The sequence below is a fragment of the Mesorhizobium sp. M7A.F.Ca.CA.002.09.1.1 genome (assembly GCF_003998555.1).
In the GTDB taxonomy this organism is placed as follows: domain Bacteria; phylum Pseudomonadota; class Alphaproteobacteria; order Rhizobiales; family Rhizobiaceae; genus Mesorhizobium; species Mesorhizobium ciceri.
This window is the reverse complement of record NZ_RZRR01000630.1, coordinates 1-3,404: the sequence shown is the minus strand read 5'-3', so window position 1 is coordinate 3,404 and position 3,404 is coordinate 1. Positions and strand designations below refer to the sequence as shown.

General features: G+C 62.1%; 3 protein-coding genes. 1 reads left to right on the top strand and 2 read right to left on the bottom strand.

All coding sequences use genetic code 11. The features are described 5' to 3' along the window. Positions 1-108: 108 nt before the first annotated feature. Positions 109-963 (top strand): hypothetical protein, encoded by an 855-nt coding sequence (locus EN994_RS23445; RefSeq protein ID WP_063170068.1) that lies wholly within the window; start codon positions 109-111, stop codon positions 961-963. A gap of 3 nt (positions 964-966) precedes the next feature. Here the strand turns inward: EN994_RS23445 and EN994_RS23440 are convergent, their stop codons facing one another. Both EN994_RS23440 and EN994_RS23435 read right to left on the bottom strand, forming a co-directional pair. Beyond that, a complete protein-coding gene (locus EN994_RS23440) occupies positions 967-1,818 on the bottom strand; it encodes an SH3 domain-containing protein (RefSeq protein ID WP_027162286.1) in 852 nt (283 codons plus the stop codon). A 262-nt stretch (positions 1,819-2,080) separates the two neighbouring features. Further along, complete coding sequence (locus EN994_RS23435) at positions 2,081-3,367, bottom strand: FAD-binding oxidoreductase (RefSeq protein ID WP_063170069.1); 1,287 nt, start codon at positions 3,365-3,367, stop codon at positions 2,081-2,083. Positions 3,368-3,404: the final 37 nt, after the last annotated feature.

The following is a 3,404-nucleotide window of genomic DNA, read 5'->3' as shown; positions in this document are numbered from 1 at the left end:
ATATATACCAATAAACAAAAATTTAAGATTGATTTGGGATGAATGATTTAAAGAAAGATAAACAACGATTGTAGGGTGACAGCACACTTTTATTCTCGATGGTGGACTGTGGTCGAAGAAAATCCCCGTGATTCATCGGCCTCTTGCGAGTGCCAATCCTCCGGCTTCGCCCTCGTCGCTGTCCTTGTCTTCCTCCTCATCGTCTCCGCCATCACCTCGACCTTCGCCCTGACCGCCTGGACGCGGCTCAAGATCGCTTCGAATGAGACCGAAAGCCAGCGGTTCGGCCTGCTCGCCGAAGGCCTGACCAACGTGCTGGCCGCGCGCCTGTCGAGCGCCGGGCCGGACATCGGGTTGCCGCTCAATTTCGAGCCAGTCTCCTGCGTGGTCGGCGATCTGACGGTCGTGATGCGGTTGCAGGGGCATTCGGGCCTGATCGATCTCAACGCCGCCGATCACAATCTGCTTGCCCAGGGTTTCGCTTCGCTCGGCGTCGATCCGGAGATGTCCAACTGGCTTGCGATCGCGGTCGAATATTCCCGCAGCGGCGCCAGCATCTTTGCCGCGGTGGCCACGCAAAAGGTCGAAGTCGTGGGTGGTTTCAAGCATGCACCGTTCGAATCCGTGGCTGAGCTGCAGGACTTTTCCAGGCTGCGCTCGATTTCTTTGCCTGATCTCTACAGCACATTCACGGTCAATTCGCGGCGCGGCGATCTGGTCGTAAGTCGAGCCGGCCCCACGCTGGCCAACTTCGTCAAGGCCGGAACATCGGCAGGTGCAAAGATACCCGAGCAGGCCTTCACGATCGAGGTTTCCGTCAGCCGGCGAGGCTCGGCCATCGTCGGTTCCGCCGGCTATGTCTTCGAAAGCCGTTCGGGCGATCAAGCAAGCCTGCTCCGCACTGCAGCGGTTTTGGGAACGATAGGCGCCAAGATAAGGGGCGTGCCTCACCCAAGGCGGTAGACGTCAGGCGCCGGTCTTGATGTAGCTCTTGTAGATCCAGCCGGTCTTGCCGTTGTAGGTGATCTGGCACCATTTCTTGCAGCTCATCACCTGCACCGAGGTTTTGGCTGGCACCGTACCGATGGCGGCGGCATTTTTCTTCGGGCCGCTTCGCATGGTCACGGCCCTCAGGATGCGTCCTGTTCCGGCGGCTGCGGCTTTCCTTGGCTTCGCCTTGGCCTGGCTGTCATCACCTTCTGCCGCGGGCTCTTGAGCCGGCACTTGCGGTTGCACCTCGGGAATGGCGGCGGTTTGTGCGCCGTCGGGATGGTTGCCCGCGGTTGCGCCGGGCGCGGCTACCTTGGCAAGTTCGGTGGCGGCATCGGTATCGGCTGCCGGCTGCGCGAATGCCGCCGTTTGCTTGTCGGGTGCCTTGTCCGCCACCTGGCTGGGAGCAGTCGAATCGGACGCGGATGCGGCCTTCAGCTGGGAACCGGTCCAGCGCGGGTCATTGGCGGCGAGTGCGGGAATGTTGTCTTGCGCGGCCGCCACAGTTGTTGGAATTGCGTCGGACTTGCGCGCCTGCGGTACGGCTGCCGCAGCGACCGCGGCCCCAACCGGGGTTATTTTCGTCGTCTTCACCGGAACCGTTGGAATGGTCTGTTCGGGGCTCGCTGCCGCTTGCCTGTCGCTGGCCGGCAGCGCCAGCCACAGCGCCACGGCGGCGACGCCAAGCAGTGCGGCGGTGCCGATCGCGGCAATCACCAGATGCGAGTTCGAACGGACTTCCTGCCAGAAGGACGGCCGCATGTCGTATCCGAACTGCATGGCAAAGCGCCGACGTTCCGGCGTACCGAAACTGAAGGGCTCTCTCACTCTTGCCACCTCCATAAGCGGGCCGACGTTCTTTCAATCGGTGCCGGAAGTCCGGCGTCTGATCCGCATCGGTCCCAAAAACAACGCGGGCAGGCCCGCAACAATCCCCGAACAATCGCCCAGAACCGGCAGCTTTCGCCTGCGATTGTGGCATCAGTACGCCAACATAGAGGATTCTGCGCCTTTGCGGGAAATTGCGCAATGCGTCGCACGGGCAACAAATGTTACAACAAATATTACAATATTACATCAGGCCGGCCGGCTAGATCCTGTCGCGCAGCGCAAACCAGTTGAGCGCCAGGAACAGCAGCGGCGTGCGGAAACGCCGGCCGCCAGGGAAAGGCGGGATTTTCAGATCCTCGATCAGCTTCAGCCGGTCGCGGTTGCCGGCAACGGTTTCGGCATAGAGTTTACCGAAGTAGTTCGACAGCATGACGCCGTGGCCGGAATAGCCGCCGGCCGAGATCACATTGGGCATCACTTCGCGCACGAACGGCTTTCTTGGCACCGTGATGCCGACATAGCCGCCCCAGCCATGCGTGATCTCGACATCCCCGAGCGCCGGATAGAGTTCCGCGATCTGGCGACGGATGTGGATGTGGATATCCCGGGGATCGTTGACGCCATAGACCTCGCGTCCGCCAAACAGCAGCCGCCCGTCCTTCGATCTGCGGAAATAGCGCACGACGAAGCGGGAATCGTCGACCGCCTCGCCGCCCCGCAAAACGTTCGAGTCGGCTCCCAGAGGCACGGTCGCGCCGATGAAGGAACCGATCGGCATGACGTGCGCGGCACTCACCGGCTCGAGCGCGCCGCCATAGGCGTTGACCGCGATCAGGCATTTCTGCGCCGTCACCGTGCCTCTCGACGTCGAAACCTTGATCTTGCCGCCACTGGAAATGATGCCGGTTGATTGAGTCCCCTCGAACAGCTGCGCGCCTGCAAGCGCTGCCACCCGCGCTGTGCCGATCACCAGCTTCATCGGATGGATGTGCCCTGTGCCGGTGTCGCGCGTGCCGCCGAAATAGGCGGTCGAGCCCAGCCGCTCCGCCGTCTCCCTGGCATCCATGAACGAGATATGCGGGTAGGAAAAACGGCTCGCCATGATCTCGGCATGCGCCTTGTAGTCATCGACATAGCGCGGCTTGTGCGCCACCGAGAGCTGGCCCGGCATATAGTCGATATCGATCTGGTTGGCGGCAGTGAATTCGAGGAGATGCGCCTTCGCCTCTTCGGCAAGATCAAACAGAGCCTTGGCGCGGAACAAGCCGTACTCGGCCTCCAGGTCTTCGGCCCAGGCGCGCTGGCCGGTGCCAAGTTGGCCACCATTGCGCCCGGAGGCGCCATCACCGAAGCGATACGCCTCGATCAAAACGACATTGGCGCCCGCCTTGGCCAGATGCGCTGCCGCCGACAGGCCGGTAAAGCCGCCGCCGATGACAACGACGTCGCATGTCCGGTCGCCATCCAGCGCCGGGTATTCAGGCCGCGGACCGGCCGTGTCCTCATACCAGGAACGGCCGGGGGAGATCGGGGATTGGTAGGGCATGATGCTCGCAGGGAGTAGGGGAGTAGGGGAGTAGGGG